Here is a 16,038-nt window from a genome sequence, read left to right on the forward strand (position 1 = left end):
TATGGCGCGTTCCAAACCCAATACTACTCGCTCGACCCGGCAGAATGTAGCAGCGGTTGTGCCCGCAAACGGCAAACACGTTCCACCCAAAAAGAAACCCAAGATAATTGAACCAGCTAATGAAGCCGCTTCGCGGGTGGAAAGCGATGTGCTTGATCACCGCGAGTTGCTGCATGTACTTACCCAGGTAAAGAACGGGAACTTTAGCGTTCGTATGCCCATCGATCAGGTGGGGTTAACCGGAAAGATCTGTGATACGCTCAATGAAATTATTTCCCTCAACGAAAAAATGATGATGGAATTTACCCGTGGCGGTAATACCATTGGTAAGCAGGGTAAGCTGAACCAGCGCATTGAGCTGCCAAATGCCCGTGGGGCCTGGCGCACTGGTGTTGAATCATTGAATATCCTGATCTCCGACCTGGTGCATCCCACCATTGAAATAGCCGATGTGATCAGTTCGGTGGCAAAAGGAAACCTCTCAAAGGAAATGCCGCTCGAAATTGGCGGGCACGTACTGCAGGGGGAATTTGCCACTATTGCCAAGGAGGTGAACGACATGGTGAAACAGCTGAACCTGTTCTCCATGGAGGTGACCCGTGTGGCGCGTGAAGTAGGTAGTGAAGGTAAGCTGGGCGGACAGGCAAAAGTAAAGGGTGTAGGTGGGGTTTGGAAAGACCTTACCGATTCAGTAAACCAGATGGCGAGTAACCTTACCGGGCAGGTACGTAACATTGCCGAAGTAACCACAGCCGTGGCAAAAGGTGACCTGTCAAAAAAAATTACGGTAGACGTAAAAGGGGAGATCCTCGAATTGAAGAACACCATCAACACGATGGTGGACCAGCTGAACTCCTTCTCCTCTGAGGTAACACGTGTGGCGCTGGAGGTAGGTACCGAAGGTAAACTGGGCGGCCAGGCACAGGTAAAAGGGGTAGCCGGTACGTGGAAGGATTTGACCGACTCCGTAAACAACATGGCCAGTAACCTTACCGGTCAGGTGCGTAACATTGCCGAGGTAACCACCGCGGTGGCGAAAGGTGACCTGAGCCGGAAGATCACAGTGGACGTAAAAGGGGAGATCCTCGAATTAAAAAATACGATCAATACAATGGTGGACCAGTTGAACTCTTTCTCTGCCGAGGTAACGCGTGTGGCGCGTGAAGTAGGTAGCGAAGGTAAACTGGGCGGCCAGGCAAAAGTAAAAGGGGTTGGTGGGGTTTGGAAAGACCTTACCGATTCGGTGAACCAGATGGCGAGTAACCTTACCGGCCAGGTGCGTAACATTGCCGAGGTAACTACCGCGGTGGCAAAGGGTGACCTTAGCCGTAAGATCACGGTGGATGTGCGGGGTGAGATCCTGGAGTTGAAGAATACGATCAATACGATGGTGGACCAGTTGAACTCCTTCTCCTCTGAGGTAACGCGGGTGGCGCTGGAGGTAGGTACCGAAGGTAAACTGGGCGGTCAGGCGCAGGTAAAAGGGGTAGCCGGTACCTGGAAAGACCTTACCGACTCGGTGAACGGGATGGCGAGTAACCTTACCGGCCAGGTGCGTAACATTGCCGAGGTAACCACCGCGGTGGCAAAGGGTGACCTTAGCCGTAAGATCACGGTGGACGTGCGCGGAGAGATCCTGGAGTTGAAAAATACGATCAACACCATGGTGGATCAGCTGAACTCCTTTGGTTCGGAAGTAACGCGGGTGGCGCGTGAAGTAGGTTCCGAAGGTAAGCTGGGTGGTCAGGCCGACGTACCGGGCGTAGGGGGTACCTGGAAAGACTTAACAGATTCTGTAAATAAAATGGCCAGTAACCTTACTGGTCAGGTGCGTAACATTGCCGAGGTAACCACCGCCGTGGCGAATGGTGACCTAAGCCGAAAGATCGATGTGGATGTAAAAGGGGAGATCCTGGAATTAAAGAACACCATCAACACGATGGTGGACCAGCTCCGCGGTTTCGCATCGGAAGTAACGCGTGTGGCGCGTGAAGTAGGTAGTGAAGGTAAACTCGGTGGCCAGGCCGAAGTACGTGGTGTGGCCGGTACCTGGAAAGACCTTACCGACTCGGTGAACATGATGGCCAGTAACCTTACCGGTCAGGTGCGTAACATTGCCGAGGTAACCACCGCGGTGGCAAAAGGTGACCTTAGCCGTAAGATCACGGTGGACGTGCGCGGAGAGATCCTGGAGTTGAAAAATACGATCAACACCATGGTGGACCAGCTGAATGGTTTCGCTTCGGAAGTAACGCGTGTGGCCCGTGAGGTTGGTTCGGAAGGTAAACTGGGCGGACAGGCGGACGTGCCTGGTGTGGCCGGTACCTGGAAAGACTTAACTGACTCAGTAAATAAAATGGCCAGTAACCTTACCTCGCAGGTGCGTAACATTGCCGAGGTAACCACTGCGGTGGCGAATGGTGACCTGAGCCGAAAGATCGACGTAAACGTAAAAGGGGAGATCCTCGAGTTGAAGAACACCATCAATACGATGGTGGACCAGCTTCGCGGTTTTGCATCGGAAGTAACGCGGGTGGCGCGTGAAGTAGGTACAGAAGGTAAACTCGGGGGTCAGGCGAACGTGCCTGGTGTGGCCGGTACCTGGAAAGACCTTACCGACTCGGTGAACATGATGGCCGGTAACCTTACCGCCCAGGTGCGTAACATCGCCGAGGTGGCCGTTGCAGTGGCAAATGGCGACATGTCGAAAAAAATTACGGTTGACGTACGCGGTGAGATCCTGCAGTTGAAAGAAACGCTGAATACGATGGTGGACCAGCTGCGTGCCTTCGCCTCGGAAGTAACGCGTGTGGCACGTGAGGTGGGTACGGATGGTAAACTGGGCGGCCAGGCGTTTGTGCCTGGTGTGGCCGGTACCTGGAAAGATTTGACCGACTCGGTGAACCAGATGACCGGTAACCTGACCGACCAGGTGCGTAATATTGCCGAAGTGACCAAGGCGGTGGCCAGTGGCGACTTGTCAAAAACAGTGGCCATCGACGTAAAAGGCGAGATCCTTGACCTGAAGAATACGATCAATACCATGGTGGACCAGTTACAAGGGTTCGCCTCGGAAGTAACGCGTGTGGCCCGTGAAGTTGGTACCGAGGGTAAACTGGGTGGACAGGCAGAAGTGCGTGGGGTAGCCGGTACCTGGAAGGATTTGACCGACTCGGTAAACATGATGGCCAGTAACCTTACCAACCAGGTGCGGGGTATTGCCAAAGTGGTAACAGCGGTGGCAACCGGTAACCTGAAACAAAAACTAACCATTGTATCACGCGGGGAAGTAGCGCAGCTGATCGATACCATCAATGAAATGATCGATACGCTGGCCACCTTTGCCGATCAGGTTACTACCGTGGCCCGTGAGGTGGGAGTTGAAGGTCGATTGGGTGGACAGGCGAGCGTGCCTGGTGCGAGCGGGATCTGGAAAAACCTGACCGAAAACGTGAACCAGCTGGCGCAGAACCTTACCACTCAGGTGCGTTCCATTTCTGAGGTGGCATCGGCGGTAACAAAAGGTGACCTTACCCGGACCATTCGCGTGGAAGCGAAAGGTGAGGTGGAAGCGCTGAAAGATACCATCAACCAGATGATCACCAACCTGCGTGAAACAACCTTGCGTAACCAGGAGCAGGACTGGTTGAAATCAAACCTCGCCAAGTTTGGCCAGATGTTGCAAGGTCAACGTGACCTGGTAACGGTAACGCAAAAGATCCTGTCTGAGCTGGCCAGGGTAGTAAGTGCCCACTTTGGCGCCTTCTATATTTTACGGCAGGATGAGGATACCAATAATGAAGTAAAACTGAAACTGTTTGCAGCCTATGGCTATAAATCAGATAGAAATATTCAAACCGAATTTGGCATTGGCGAAGGGCTGGTAGGTCAGGTGGCGTTTGAAAAAGAACGTATCATCCTGAGCAATGTACCAAGCAATTACATCCGCATCAGTTCTGCATTGGGTAAAGCCAAACCCGCCAATGTAATTATCTTACCGGTATTGTTTGAGAACGATGTAAAAGCGGTAATTGAGCTGGCTTCGCTGGATATGTTCAACCAAACCCACCTCGACTTCTTAAGTCAGTTGACAGAAAGTATCGGTATCGTGTTGAACACCATCGAGGCGAACTCCCGTACGGAAGAGCTGTTGACCCAATCGCAATCGCTGGCCAGTGAGTTGAAAGTACAACAGGAAGAGCTGCGCAGGACCAACGATGAGCTGCAGGATAAAGCCCTGTTGCTGGTAAAACAAAAGAACGAGGTGGAAGCCAAGAACAAGGAGGTGGAAGAAGCACGCCGTTCGCTGGAAGAAAAAGCAGAACAGCTGACACTGACCTCGAAGTATAAATCAGAGTTCCTGGCGAATATGTCGCACGAGTTGCGTACGCCATTGAACAGCTTGCTGATCCTTGCACAACAGTTATATGAAAATGCCGAAGGTAACTTAACGGAAAAGCAGATCCGGTATGCCAAGACCATTCACTCCTGTGGTGATGACCTCATACAACTGATCAATGATATCCTCGATCTATCGAAGATCGAATCAGGGTTCATTACCGCCAATTTTGCACCAGTACGTTTCTTCGAGATCACTTCATTTGTGGAAACCACCTTCAAGCCAATTGCCGAAGCCCGTCATTTGCGCTTTACTATAGAAACGGATACCAATCTGCCGGAAAATATGGAGACCGACATCCAACGGTTGAATCAGATCCTGAAGAACCTGTTGTCGAACTCCTTTAAGTTTACCGAAAAAGGGGAAGTGAAACTGAAGATCTATGACGCCAAGCGGAATTGGAAACCAGGTAATGCCATCCTTGATAATGCCCTGCGGGTGGTGGCTTTTGCCATCAGCGATACCGGTATCGGTATCCCGCTGGAAAAACAAAGCATCATCTTTGAAGCCTTCCAGCAGGCAGAAGGAAGTACGAGCCGTAAATACGGTGGCACCGGTTTGGGGCTGTCGATAAGCCGCGGTTTAACCGAACTGTTAGGCGGTACCATTGAACTGGATAGCACACCCGGGCAGGGAAGTACCTTTACCCTGTTCCTGCCAATAGATAACGTATCGGGGGTGGTAACCCGCGAAGCGCCAACAAGCCTGAGCGACTACCAGTACCAGCTGGGCAGCGACAGTGGTGAAATTGATACCCTGTTGAATTCTATCAGGGTTGCCGGCGAAAGCGTGGATGCCGCTGGCATGCACATAGTGAATGAAATGATCAACGAGACCGGTGATGACCGCAATAATGTGGCGCCCAATGAAAAAGTGATCCTGATCGTTGAAGACGACATCAGGTTTGGGAAGATCGTTATCGAAAAGGCGCACCAGTATGGATTGAAAGCCATTGTGGCTACCAACTATATTGAAGTGTTTGATTTCATCAACCGCTTTACACCCATTGCCATTACGCTCGATGTAAAACTGCCTGATACCAGCGGCTGGAAGGTAATGGAATTGTTGCGCAACGACCTTAGTTACCGGCATATTCCCATTCACTTGATCTCCGGGGAAGAGAACCGTGCGCTGGCATTAAAACGCGGCGCCCGCAGCTTCCGCCTGAAACCTCTGGATAATGAATCACTCAACGAACTGTTCGATGATATAGTGTCCTTTAATAAGAAAGAGGTAAAACAGATCCTGGTGGTAGAGGATAATGAGGTGGATGCATCGCAAATAGTGAAACTGCTGAACACCGACAATATGAAAGTGACGTTGGCCGAAACGGGGGAAAAAGCCATGCATGATATCAATAGCACGGATTTCGATTGTATCATCCTTGATTATTCCCTGCCCGATCTGCCAGGAAATGAACTGGTGAACCAGGTAGCGGAAAGTAAACCAAGGCTTACTCCGATAATTATGTACTCGGCGAAGGAGTTCAATAAAAAAGAACTGCAGCAGTTGAACAATGTAAGCAGTAAGATCCTCTTGAAAGGGGTGAACTCACTGGAACACCTGTTGGAAGAAACGGTGTTGCAATTGCACATCAATCATAAGGACCTGCAGGCAGAAAAGCGGAAAGTGATAGAGAATATCAGAAAAAAAGAAGACATACTTACCGGTAAAAATATACTGGTAGTGGACGACGACGTGCGTAACCTGTTTGCACTAACTACGGTATTTGAACGTTATAATATTAATGTGATCACTGCAGAGAGTGGAAAGGAAGCTATAAATATCATCAGGGAAGACAACCCGAAAATTGATATGGTGCTGATGGACATCATGATGCCTGAAATGGATGGGTACGAAACTACCCAGAAAATACGGCGCGAGCATAAGAACAGTACCTTGCCTATTATTGCCGTAACCGCAAAAGCGATGAAAGGCGACAGGCAGAAATGTATCGAGGCCGGTGCATCTGATTACATTACCAAACCTTTGAAAATTGATCAGTTATTGTCCTTAATGCGGGTATGGTTCTATAAATAATTGAATAAGTAGCCGTGCACAGCTTTCACCATTAACCAATTGACCATTGATTGAAATAACCAAGAAACCATTGCAATGCGTCCAAAAATTCTATTAGTAGATGACCGCGAAGATAATTTGATGTCGATGGAGGCCATTCTGGCTCCCGATGGCTATGCTTTTGTAAAAGCAGGATCGGGTAGTCAGGCGCTGAAAATATTGCTGAACGAAATTGACTTTGCGCTCATTTTGATGGATGTAAAAATGCCAAACCTGAACGGGTTTGAAACAGCCGCCCTTATTTATGAACGCGAAAAACTGAAACACATCCCCATCATTTTTATTACGGCCAATAATTATGGGGAGGAGAATATTTATAAAGGCTATCGCATGGGGGCGGTAGACTACATCTATAAGCCCATTAACTCCGAATTGCTGCGAGCGAAAGTAGGAGTGCTGGTTGATCTGTACCGCAAAAACCATCGCCTTATTGAGCAGGAAAAGCGGCTTACGATCATTAACCGGAACCTGGAAATGGAGGTTACAGAGCGGAAGGCGTCGGAAGAACGCATCAAGGAGCTGAACCGGCAGTTGTTGGAAAATATCGCGCTGCTGGAATCGGCCAACCGCGATCTTGACCGGTTTGCGTTCATGGCGTCCCATGATCTGCAGGAGCCCCTGCGCAAGATCCGCACTTTCAGCGACCTGTTGTTTGTGAAGTACGAGCCGGTGCTCGATACCCCGGCCATCAATTATATCAACCGCATTCAAAGTGCCGCGGTGCGCATGCAAACGCTTATCAGCGATATCCTGGCGTTCTCCCGTATCAATAATGAGAAAGATACTTTTGTAAATTATAACCTCAATCTCATTTTACAGGAGGCGTTGGATGAGCTGGATGCCACCATCCAGGATAAAAAAGCCATTTTAGAGATTGAACCATTGCCTACCATCGATGTGAACCCGGGCCTCATTCGGCCCCTGTTCGAAAACCTGTTGAGCAATGCATTGAAGTACAGCAAAAAAGAGGAACCGCCCGTAATAAAGATCCATTCAGAAATTATTGCCGCCACTACCTCCAATAAAGAACCGGTACAGTATTGCCGTATTTATGTGCAGGACAATGGCATTGGCTTCGATCAGCAATATGCCGAACAGATCTTCGACATGTTCAGGCGGCTGCATGTGCACAGCGAATTTGAGGGCACAGGTATTGGCCTTACCCTTTGTAAAAAGATCGTTGAAAAGCACAACGGGTTTATCTCCGTACAAAGCAAGCTTAATAAAGGGTCTACCTTCATTATTTCATTGCCGGTTCACCAGGCCAAGGTGGAAGCCCCCGGTGAAACCCATACAAATACTGATGCGGAGGCTTTAATATTACTGGGTAAGAAATAAGAAGGAAAACATAAAGAAAAAGACCTGTAAGGACGATCCTTACAGGTCTTTGTAATTTTATGTGACTGATCTGACCAGGTCAGCTATTAAATGCTATTGCGGGTTCAATACAAACATGGAACGGGGAGGAAAGTACAGTACTTTTTTCCAGTCGATGGTGAAGATCTTCTCCAGGATGGTCTTCAATTCAGTGATTGTATGCGGCTTGATAGCATACATGTTCGATCCTTCACGGTAACAAAATTCTATATTCTGCAAATCGTTCAGCGATGAATATACGATGATGGGAATGGAATCATATTTCCTGTTAGCCCTGATCTCCCGTAAGCACTGACGTCCATCCTTACAGGGCATAAGCAGATCAAGGAAAACTATGTCTGGATTATTTTCATCCAACAGTTTAAATAGAATATCGCCGTTTTCTGCCCTTGATAATACCACTTTGAACGAAAGTTCTTCGATCGCCAGTGAAAATATCAGGTAGTCCTCGTCGTCATCCTCCGCTATTAGTACATTTGTCGGATACTGATTATACACGTTCATATATATACTTTTTTTAGCCTGCTATCCCGTTTTACCGGGATCACTTAACAATTTCAACACGTTCTTTTAATGAATAAAAAGCAATAAATTCCCATAATACGAATACCGAAAATACAATCTAAATCCCAATGATGGAATACAATTTTTAGACTAGTGTAGAACTAAAACAGTAAAGTATGCAGGAAAGACCAAGGTATATTATATTGTTTTACGACCACAGCGAAAACGTACACGCTATGAAGCAGTTGATACAACATCTGCCGGTCCCTGTAGAAGCGGATTGTGTAGAGAATTTTCAACAACTTTTAGGGGTACTTGACAACAGGCTGCCGGACCTCATTATTGTATATGTTAATAATCCGGTAAAAGGGTATGTTTCCCATCTGAAAGACATGCGTTTCCATATCGGCATCGATGAGATCCCGGTGTATGTCTTCACAGAATTACCCGAAAAACAAACCTTAATTGAGTTACTGAACTAATGCCTTCAGTAGAGTTGTGGAAGGCAATAGGTAAAACTAAAAGGGCCCCCGACAGTATCGTCGGGGGCCCTTTTAGTTTTATCTCACTCTTTTGAGCTATTTGCAATTCCTAGTAGTGCCAGCGAACAAAGGCTTCCATGGCGGCATACTTGGTTAATCCCAGCTGTGCGTACAGGTTGGCCGTGTTGGCGTTCCTGTCTTCCGCCCGTTGCCAGAATTCACGGCTGTCGCTTCCCTGGAAGGGTACACTATCTTTTTGCGACTGGTGAATAAAGATGCCAAAGCGTTTTTTGAGCACCTGGTCGGGGCTCATCGGGATAGCCATTTCAATTTCGCTGAGGTCCCATTCCTGCCAGGCTCCTTTGTACAACCAAACCCAGCAGTCTTTCACCCATTCATCGCCCGCCTCTTTTATACGCCTTAAAGACTCAAATACGATATCCAGACATACCTTATGGGTGCCATGTGGGTCGGCCAGGTCGCCGGCTGCATACACCTGGTGGGGTTTTATTTTACGCAGCAGTTCCACGGTCAGTCTAATATCCTCTTCACCCATTGGTTTCTTTTCAATAGTGCCTGTTTCATAGAAAGGCAGGTTTTGGAAGTGGATGTTCTCGTCCTTGATGCCAACATAACGGCAGGTGGCCTTGGCCTCACAACGGCGTATCAGGCCTTTTACCGACCTGATCTCTGGCGTGTCTATCTGGTTCGATTTCTTGGCCCGGAGGTATCGACGGGCTGTTTCGAGGATCTCTTTCGATTTTTTGCTGTCCACTCCAAACATGTCTTCAAAACCTACGGCAAAATCCATAAAACGGGTCACAAATTCATCGGTAACAGCAATGTTGCCGGAAGTTTGATAGGCCACATGTACATCGTGACCCTGGTCGTGCAGCCGTTGGAAAGTACCGCCCATGGAGATGATGTCATCATCGGGGTGGGGGCTGAAGATCACACAACGCTTGGGATAGGGTTTGGTACGCTCTGGGTGGTTGGGTAAATGTATATCGGGTTTGCCGCCGGGCCAGCCAGTGATGCTGTCGCGCAGCATGTAATACACCTGCAGGTTAATTTCGTAGGCATCGCCCTTTTCAACCAGCAGATCACCAAGGCCATTATCCCGATAATCGTTATTGGTTAAACTCAACAAAGGCTTGTTCACTTTCAGCGACATGTTCACCACTGCTTTGCGGATCATCTTGGGTGTCCAGTCAATATCACCGGTAAGCCAGGGTGATTTAAAGCGGGTGAGGTCTGATGCTGCAATTTCATCCAGGATGAACAAACTCTCATTATGCTGTTGTAATAAAGAAGCGGGTATTTGTTCTGTAACATTATCTTCAACCGCTTTTTGTACCACAAATGTTTTGGCCGGGCCCCAGGCCATCAATAAAATGCGCTTGGCTTTCAAAATGGTGCTGATGCCCATGGTGATTGCCAAACGAGGCATTTCAGAGATGTTGGCAAACTCATGCGAGTTGGCAATACGGGTTGAATTATCTAATGTGACCAGCCGGGTGCGGGAAAGGATGCTGGAACCTGGTTCGTTAAAACCAATATGTCCGTTATTTCCAATTCCCAGTACCTGCAGGTCTATGCCGCCGGCCTCTTCTATCATGCGTTCATATTCCAGGCAATACTTCTTCACTTCTTCTTTGGGTATTTCACCACTGGGAATATGAATGTTTTTGGGATCTATATCAATGTGATCGAACAAATGCACATGCATGAAACGGTTATAACTTTGCAATGCGTCGGTGTCAATTGGATAATATTCATCCAGATTAAAAGTGATCACGTTCTTAAAGCTCAGGCCTTCTTCTTTATGCAATCGCACCAGTTCGGCATATGTTGACCGGGGTGTTGAACCGGTAGCTAAACCTAATACACAGGATTGGCCGGCCGCTTGTTTGCTGCGGATAAGATCGGCTATTTCCCTGGCTGCGAATTTTGAACCTTCTTTTAGATCGGGATAAATACGTACAGGTATCTTCTCAAACGAATCAACCATGCTCATAAATAATCGGTTTTTATAGTTGGGCGAAATTAAAGCTATTTCCAGTATTCATTGGGAAATGCGGGTTCTTTCGGGTAGAAAATCAACAATCGGTTGTTTTACTACTCAAACGTTTTATTATAGTTGGTCCCCCATAAAGTATATCGTTTGCATTGTGTTTGCAAGCGGGTTTCAAAATCATTCCAGTTGCGTTTTGTTGCAGGGCTCCATAATACTTCGCTCAATGCACTTACGCGCGGAAAGATCATATACTCAACTTTTTTAGGATTGGTTACATATTCCGTCCATAAATTGGCCTGGGCGCCCAGAATGTGTTTGCCTTCCGCTTCGCTTAATTCAGCCGATACCGGTTCGTAACTATAGATCTTGTTAACGGGCACATAACCGCCAATGGTCAAAGAATCTTCTTTCTTTGCCTGTGAATAATCCAGGTAAACATAACCCGTGGGTGTCATAATAACATCGTGGTTCTGTTTGGCAGCTTCAATACCACCTTTTTCACCACGCCAGCTCATTACAACGGCATTGGGGGCCAGGCCACCTTCCAGTATTTCATCCCAGCCAATGATGGTCTTGCCTTTGCTGTTGATGTATTTTTCCATGCGCTGGATAAAATAGCTTTGCAGCTCATGCTCATTTTTCAGGTTGTTATCGGCCATTCTTTTCTGGCATTTAGGACATTTTTTCCAGCTCTCTTTTGGGCATTCATCACCACCGATATGTACATATTTAGAAGGGAATAAAGGCATCACTTCATCCAGTACATCCTGTAAAAAAGTAAACACCGTGTCGTTGCCGGCACAGAATACATCGTTGAATACACCCCATGTTTGTTGTACCTGGTAAGGACCGCCGGTACAACCCAGGTTAGCGTAAGCAGTCAGGGCTGCGGAAGCATGACCAGGCATTTCAATTTCAGGCAGCACGGTAATATAGCGTTTGGCTGCATACTCCACTATTTCCTTAACTTCTTTTTGGGTATAGAAACCGCCATAATGAATGCTGTCGTTACCGGTACCAGGGTGGTGGCCAATAATGGTACCATTGCGCCAGGCGCCTACTTTAGTAAGGTTGGGATATTTTTTTATTTCAATACGCCAGCCCTGGTCATCTGTTAAATGCCAGTGGAAGTAATTCATTTTATGCAAAGCGATATAATCAATATAACGTTTTACAAAGGGAATGGGAAAGAAGTGACGGCTTACATCCAAATGCAATCCACGGTATTGAAAACGTGGGAAGTCTTTTATGCTGAGGTATGATACTGCTAAGGAAGATGATTTTTCTGTTGGTAACAACTGCAACAGGGTTTGAACGCCATAAAAGGTACCCGTTTCATTATCACCGCCGATGAAAACGCCTTTGTCGTTTACTTCCATATTATAAGCACCGGCAATAGGATATTCGATCTTTTCGAAATTCAGGTGAATACCAGGCTCCTTGCCTGCTTTCTTTTTGATGGGTAAAGTAAAGCCATACACCTGTTTCAGATAATCATTCAAAAAGTAGGCTGAATTTTGAAGACCATCGCCTGCTAAGATGATCGGCGTTTTGGCCGTAATTACAAACGTACCCGCAGTTTCCGGCATTTTCAGCTCTGCAGGTTGGGGAATGATGTTTACCTGAGCATGTAGGTGCATGGACAGGAGCATAGTGGCAATAAACCAAACTTTTTTCATAATTGGTAAAAATGTTTACTCGATTTGTCACTAAAAGTGTCAAAACCGGATATTTTATAAAGAAAAATGAAAGTACACCTAGCTGTAGGGGCAGCCTGGTATTAAGTGTTGAGATGTTGCACTGCGATTTCTATTGATCCTGAGAGTCCGCAATATACGAGGGAAATGCTAGTTGAGCAAATTGTTATTGAGGCGAGGCAGTTGAGTATGTTGTGGCTGATGATTACAAAGAGGATGACCTGTAAAAGCCTGTCCGCCTTTGGCGGATTCGTCATTGGGTCTCGAACTATTAAAAAAAAAATGATCCGCCAGCTGGCGGATCATTTTTTTTTTAATGCTTACAGGTCAGCTTCTTGTCAACTAAAAAGTTATTTCAATACAGGTAATACTATATTACTACTGTTAGTTCCATCATGATAGATCTTTATAGCCGCTTTCTGGAAATCGCTGTCATTGCATTCGTAAATATTTACAAATTTTTGCGGGTTGCGATCAACCAGCGGAAACCAGCTGCTTTGGATCTGGATCATCAGCCGGTGTCCTTTTTTGAAAGTATGCGCTACATCGGGTAATTCAAATTTTACCTGTTCAACTTTGTTGGGTTTAAATGCTTCCGGTATAGTAAAGCTTTTGCGAAAACGGCCGCGCATGATCTCGCCACGCACCAGCATTTGGTAACCACCCATAGGATGTGGGCCGCCTGCGTCGCGGCTTTGATTGACGTAGTTACCAGTATATTTAAAATCATCGGGGAATACATCTATCACCTTTACTACAAAGTCAGCATCGGTGGTTGAAATGCTGGTGAGCAGATCAGCTACCACAGTGCCTGCCAGTGTAAGATCGTTATTCAGGATTTCTGTTTGAAAGGTCAATACATCAGTGCGGCGACTGGCAAATCGCTGGTCATCGGTCATGTAATCACGGGTGCGGATAAAATGTATATCTTCTGTATAAGGTACCGGATGCGCAGGGTCACTTACATATTCTGAAAAGCTGCCTTTGGTGGTGGGTTTTTCCCAACCCAGTTTTCCATCGGCCTGCAGGTAAATGGGTTCATCTTTTTTGTCAGCAGGTGGCCAGGTCTCAAATTGTTTCCATTCATTGGCACCGCTGAAGAATATAGAAGCTTCTGGCAGTTTTGAAATATCGCCTTTGCCTTTCAGGTAATAATTAAAGAAGGGTATTTCAATATTGTTCTGGTACCAGATACTGGTGTTAGAACCAAAACGAACCTTGCCCATTCGGGTGCCATCTGGTGATGCCCATTGACCATGGAACCAGGGACCCATTACCAGGCGGTTGGTGTTTTTTGCTTTTTTCTCAATGGCCTCATAAGTTCTCCATGCACCAAAACAATCTTCTGCATCAAACAGACCACCTACCACCATAGTTGCGGTACCTGTAGGTACATTGTCTGCAAAATTCCGCACGTTGCGGGCTTTCCACCAGTCGTCATAATTGGGATGCGCATACAGGTCTTTCCAGAAGGCCAGGCTATCGCCGGTGAGCTTCATAAAGTTCTTTAAAGCACCTAAACGCAAATACGATCCATAATTGTCATTGTCAGGAATATTGATGGTTTGTCTGGGGCCCACTTTTACAGGGACCGGATGGGGGTTGCCAAAACCACTGCTGTAAAATGACCATCCATCCATTAGGAAAAAGGCGCCATTATGATGAAAGTCGTCACCTTGAAACCAGTCGGTAACCGGAGCCTGTGGGCTCACCGCTTTTAATGCCGGATGACCGCAGAGCGAGGCCATGGTAGAATAAAAACCGGGATAGGAAATACCCATCACGCCAACATTGCCATTGTTATTGCTGATGTTTTTTATCAGCCAGTCGATCGTGTCATAGGTGTCGCTGGCTTCATCTATATCCTGGGGTGTTTTTTTATTGGGGTTAAAGGGACGCACATCCACGAATGTTCCCTCACTTGCCCAGCGGCCGCGCACATCCTGGTAAACGAAGATGTAGTTTTCTCTTGCATAATATTTGAGATAGCGAAACCATAGGCCAGGGTTAAATTTATCTTCTCCGTAAGGATTACAGGAGTAGGGTGTTCTACTCAACAAAAAAGGATGCTTTTCTGTGGCATCCTTGGGAATGTATAAGGCGGTAAATAATTTAACGCCGTCCCGCATGGGGATCATCACTTCTTTTTTAATGAAGTTATCGCGTATCCAGGCCGAATCCTGTTCGTATTGTGCATTTGCAAAATGAATAAGGAATAAGGCAGTAATGAAAAGAAATAATTTTCTCATGTTTAGCTCTTAATTTAGATGGTTAAATGTAAGTTGAAAAGTTGACAAAGCCTGCCCCGATAATTCGGGTTTGACCGGTTGAGGTGTTGAATGGTAAACAGGTAATTGGGGTTTAAAGGGTACTGTTCCCCTGTTAACTTTTCAACAGGATAACTTATTAATTTTAACTATCATGTCAACACGTAGAAAATTTCTGCATTCATCATTGCTGGGATCCTTGGGTTTGTTTGCCGGAAAAAAACTTATGGCCCGGCCGGAAGCTACCTTGTACCCTGCCACAAAGAATGAACCCATTGTCATCTCTACCTGGGATTTTGGAAAGGAAGCCAATGCCGAGGCCTGGACTGTTTTAGGCAAGGGTGGTCGGGCACTGGATGCTGTAGAAGCAGGTGTTAAGATCCCGGAAGCCGATCCCAATAATCAGTCCGTTGGCTATGGTGGTTTACCTGACCGCGATGGCCGTGTAACCCTCGATGCCTGCATTATGGATGATCAGTATAACTGTGGTTCGGTAATGTGCCTGGAACATATCATGCACCCAATATCGGTTGCCCGGCTGGTTATGGAGAAAACGCCGCATGTGGTGTTGGTGGGCGATGGGGCGTTGCAATTTGCCCTGGCCAATGGTTTTCAAAAAGAAAACCTGTTAACGCCGCAAAGCGAAAAAGCCTGGAAGGAATGGTTAAAAACATCGAAATATGAGCCTGTAATAAATATTGAAAACAAGTTGCATAAATCCGCAAATGAGGGAAATATGCCCGGCGGCCCCAATAACCATGATACCATTGGCATGATTGCCATGGATGCCAATGGCAATTTCAGCGGTGCCTGCACTACCAGTGGCATGGCTTTTAAAATGCATGGCCGGGTAGGGGATTCGCCCATTATTGGCGCCGGGTTGTATGTTGATAATGAAATTGGCGCTGCCACCTCAACGGGGGTGGGGGAAGAAGTGATCCGGATCGTAGGATCGCACCTGGTGGTGGAATTGATGCGGCAGGGCCTGGCACCCGAAGCGGCCTGTAAAAAAGCGGTAGAACGCATTATAAGCAGGAATCCGGCTAAAGCTAAAACACTGCAGGTGGGTTTCATTGCCGTTAATAAAAAGGGGCAGTATGGCGGATATGCGTTGCAGAAAGGGTTTACGTATGCCGTAAAAACAGGGAAAGAAGAGAAGCTGATCCCGGCGAAAAGCGTTTATTAGCAAACCACAAACTGGCAACCGGTGACCGGA

General features: G+C 47.0%; 8 protein-coding genes. 4 read left to right on the forward strand and 4 right to left on the reverse strand.

Annotation, left to right across the window (positions count from 1 at the left end):
* The first annotated feature begins 1 nt into the window (after position 1).
* Positions 2 to 6,439 (forward strand): HAMP domain-containing protein, encoded by a 6,438-nt coding sequence (locus tag J7I42_RS22775; protein ID WP_236065556.1) that lies wholly within the window; start codon positions 2 to 4, stop codon positions 6,437 to 6,439.
* A 75-nt stretch (positions 6,440 to 6,514) separates the two neighbouring features.
* Positions 6,515 to 7,816 (forward strand): ATP-binding protein, encoded by a 1,302-nt coding sequence (locus tag J7I42_RS22780; RefSeq protein ID WP_209141182.1) that lies wholly within the window; start codon positions 6,515 to 6,517, stop codon positions 7,814 to 7,816.
* A gap of 93 nt (positions 7,817 to 7,909) precedes the next feature.
* Here the strand turns inward: J7I42_RS22780 and J7I42_RS22785 are convergent, their stop codons facing one another.
* Entirely contained in the window at positions 7,910 to 8,359 is a 450-nt protein-coding gene (locus tag J7I42_RS22785; RefSeq protein ID WP_209141183.1) for a response regulator, read from the reverse strand.
* A 176-nt stretch (positions 8,360 to 8,535) separates the two neighbouring features.
* On the opposite strand from J7I42_RS22785, the gene J7I42_RS22790 reads away from it, so the two are divergent.
* Complete coding sequence (locus tag J7I42_RS22790; RefSeq protein ID WP_209141184.1) at positions 8,536 to 8,841, forward strand: hypothetical protein; 306 nt, start codon at positions 8,536 to 8,538, stop codon at positions 8,839 to 8,841.
* Positions 8,842 to 8,950: 109 nt separating this feature from the next.
* Here J7I42_RS22790 and nagB read toward each other — a convergent pair whose 3' ends face one another.
* The 3 genes from nagB to J7I42_RS22805 form a co-directional block, all read right to left on the reverse strand.
* Entirely contained in the window at positions 8,951 to 10,858 is a 1,908-nt protein-coding gene (gene nagB / locus J7I42_RS22795; protein WP_209141185.1) for a glucosamine-6-phosphate deaminase, read from the reverse strand.
* Between the two features lie 101 nt (positions 10,859 to 10,959).
* On the reverse strand, positions 10,960 to 12,537 hold the full coding sequence (locus J7I42_RS22800) for a beta-N-acetylhexosaminidase (RefSeq protein WP_209141186.1): 1,578 nt from the start codon (positions 12,535 to 12,537) through the stop codon (positions 10,960 to 10,962).
* Positions 12,538 to 12,905: 368 nt separating this feature from the next.
* Positions 12,906 to 14,804 (reverse strand): CocE/NonD family hydrolase, encoded by a 1,899-nt coding sequence (locus J7I42_RS22805; protein ID WP_209141187.1) that lies wholly within the window; start codon positions 14,802 to 14,804, stop codon positions 12,906 to 12,908.
* Between the two features lie 172 nt (positions 14,805 to 14,976).
* Between J7I42_RS22805 and J7I42_RS22810 the strand changes: the two genes are divergently transcribed.
* Positions 14,977 to 16,008 (forward strand): N(4)-(beta-N-acetylglucosaminyl)-L-asparaginase, encoded by a 1,032-nt coding sequence (locus J7I42_RS22810; protein ID WP_209141188.1) that lies wholly within the window; start codon positions 14,977 to 14,979, stop codon positions 16,006 to 16,008.
* Positions 16,009 to 16,038: the final 30 nt, after the last annotated feature.

Source organism: Niastella soli, assembly GCF_017742245.1.
GTDB lineage: Bacteria > Bacteroidota > Bacteroidia > Chitinophagales > Chitinophagaceae > Niastella > Niastella soli.

What these genes read in the sequence shown, in the direction of transcription:
- J7I42_RS22775 (WP_236065556.1), top strand. Translation starts at nt 2, where the DNA reads ATGGCGCGTTCCAAACCCAATACTACTCGCTCGACCCGGCAGAATGTA.
- J7I42_RS22780 (WP_209141182.1), top strand. Translation starts at nt 6,515, where the DNA reads ATGCGTCCAAAAATTCTATTAGTAGATGACCGCGAAGATAATTTGATG.
- J7I42_RS22785 (WP_209141183.1), bottom strand. Translation starts at nt 8,359, where the DNA reads ATGAACGTGTATAATCAGTATCCGACAAATGTACTAATAGCGGAGGAT.
- J7I42_RS22790 (WP_209141184.1), top strand. Translation starts at nt 8,536, where the DNA reads ATGCAGGAAAGACCAAGGTATATTATATTGTTTTACGACCACAGCGAA.
- nagB (WP_209141185.1), bottom strand. Translation starts at nt 10,858, where the DNA reads ATGAGCATGGTTGATTCGTTTGAGAAGATACCTGTACGTATTTATCCC.
- J7I42_RS22800 (WP_209141186.1), bottom strand. Translation starts at nt 12,537, where the DNA reads ATGAAAAAAGTTTGGTTTATTGCCACTATGCTCCTGTCCATGCACCTA.
- J7I42_RS22805 (WP_209141187.1), bottom strand. Translation starts at nt 14,804, where the DNA reads ATGAGAAAATTATTTCTTTTCATTACTGCCTTATTCCTTATTCATTTT.
- J7I42_RS22810 (WP_209141188.1), top strand. Translation starts at nt 14,977, where the DNA reads ATGTCAACACGTAGAAAATTTCTGCATTCATCATTGCTGGGATCCTTG.